Below are 1,674 nucleotides of genomic sequence, written 5' to 3' on the forward strand. Positions count from 1 at the left end.
TGCCGCCAGCTGCGCGAGATCCGACTCCGCCAGCAGGGACAGGGAACCGAGCGCGGCGTCCTCATCCGCGGCCAGGCGGTCGAGCAGCGTGTCGAGATGGCGGGCCAGCGCCTCGACCTGCGCCGGCGCGAAGGCGTCACGGCGATAGCCATAGGCGATGTCGAGCGTGTCGCCGGCCTGGACCGCCAGCGACAGAGGGTAATGCGTCGCCTCCACCGTCTCCGCCGCCGTAACCCGCAGATCGCCGCCGGCGCGGGCGGCACGATCGATCGGGTAGTTCTCGAACACCAGCAGCGTGTCGAACAGGCCGCCCTGCCCGCCCCAGCGCTGGATATCGGCCAGCGGCGTGTGCTCGTGCTCGTGCAGCGCCAGCATGACGTCCTGCACCCGGCGCAGCCAGTCGCCCACCCGGGCTTTGGGGTCGGGCTGCTGGATCACCGGCAGGGTGTTGATGAACAGGCCCAGCAGCGTCTCGGCCCCCGGCAGCTCGACCGGGCGGCCGGCGACGGTGGCGCCGAAGGCGACGCTCGGCTGGCCGGTGTAGCGCGACAGCAGCAGCGCCCATGCGCCCTGCACCAGCGTGTTCAGGGTGATGCGCTCGCGCCGGCAGAAGGCGGTCAGCCGGGCCATGCGGCCGGCGTCGTGGCGGGTGGCGAGGACGCCGTGCCCGTCGCCCTTCTGCACCGGGGCCGGCAGCGCGTCGGCCAGACGGGTCGGTGCCTCCAACCGGGCCAGCTGATCGCGCCAGAAGGCCTCGTCGGCCGCAATGTCGCGGTCGGCCAGCCAGGCGATGTGGTCGCGGTAGCGGCCCGGGCCGACAGCCGGCGCCGCGCCGTGATACTGCGACAGCACCTCGCCGATCAGCCGCGCCGTGCTCCAGCCATCCATCAGGATGTGGTGGAAGGTCCAGACCAGCCGGTGCCGGTCCTCGGCCACCTGCAGCAGCAGCACCCGCATCAGCGGCGGCGCCGCCAGGTCGAAGCCGCGCTCGCGCTCCCAGCGGGCGATCTCGGCGATCCCCGGCTCGTCGAGGCCGCTGCCGTCGCGGATCTCGACCGGCACGGGCACGCTGCGCCGCACCAGCTGCAGCGGCGCCGGGCCGTCCCACAGGAAGCCGGTGCGCAGGATGTCGTGCCGCTCGGTCGCGGCCTCCCAGGCGCGGGCGAAGCGACCGGCGTCGAGCGGCCCGTCGAAGGTCGCCAGGACCTGGTTGACGTAGAGTCCCGTCTCCGTCGCGTGCAGGGCGTGGAACAGCAGCCCCTGCTGCAGCGGCGACAGCGGATAGGCGTCGGCGATCGCCACAGCCGGGACCGGCAGGGCGTCGATCTGCGCCTGGTTCAGCCCGGCCAGCGGCAGGTCCGACGGCGTCAGCCGCGCCGGCCGCTCCGTTTCGATACTCGACGCAGGTCTGGCTTCGGCTGCCGGAGCCGTTGGCCTCCGGCGTGCCGCCACGGCCAGGGCCCGCACGGTCTGGTGCTGGAAGGTGTCGCGGAGAGTCAGGACCAGCCCCTGCTGCCGGGCCCGGGCGATCACCTGCAAGGACAGGATCGAGTCACCACCCAGATCGAAGAAGTTGTCGTCCCGGCCGACATGACGCCGACCTAGAATGTCCGCCCAGATCCCGGCGATCGTCCGTTCCGCCTCGCCTTCCGGCGCCGACTGGGTCTCGGGCGT

1 protein-coding gene is annotated in these 1,674 nt (G+C 73.0%); it reads right to left on the reverse strand.

Features of this window, described 5'->3' with window-relative positions:
- Positions 1-1,674, reverse strand: a 1,674-nt coding sequence (locus AAHM41_RS40120) for a condensation domain-containing protein (RefSeq protein WP_342242242.1), incomplete at both ends; no start/stop codon positions are given.

Source organism: Inquilinus sp. OTU3971 (assembly GCF_038440215.1).